The 492-nt window shown below is 70.3% G+C and carries 1 protein-coding gene; it reads left to right on the top strand.

The window, feature by feature from the left end; all coding sequences use genetic code 11:
* Positions 1 to 492 (top strand): Ig-like domain-containing protein (locus J3P41_RS18370; protein WP_210652251.1); only part of this gene is annotated, 492 nt, incomplete at both ends.

Raw genomic sequence — 492 nt, forward strand, 5'->3', positions numbered from 1 at the left:
TGGGACGAGTCCTCGGTGGTGTTCCCGGTCGGTCCGAACCCGGGCACCGTGTCCGACGACGGCAAGACGCTGACCGTGCCCGGTGAGGGTGTGTACACGATCCGGCCCGACGGTGAGGTCACCTTCGACCCCGAGCCGCGGTTCACGGGCAAGGCCTCGACGGTGACGTACGCGGTCACGGACTCGAACGGCAACGCGGTGCGCTCGACGATCGAGATCACCGTGGCGCCGATCGTGCCGGTGGCGAACGACGACTCGGCGAACACGCCGTTCAACACGCCGGTGACGCTGCCGGCTGTGGGCGACGACGCTGCGGGCGACCCGACGGCGCCGCTGGTTCCGGGTGCGACGGTGTTCACCAGCTCTGCTGCGACCAACGGTGGCAAGACGCTGGTCACGCCGCAGGGCACGTGGCAGGTCAACGCGAATGGCACGGTCACGTTCACCCCGGCGCCGGGCTACACCGGCACGACCCCGGCGGTGGAGTACCGG

This window comes from Nocardioides sp. SYSU D00065, assembly GCF_017916425.1.
Taxonomy (GTDB): Bacteria; Actinomycetota; Actinomycetes; order Propionibacteriales; family Nocardioidaceae; genus Nocardioides.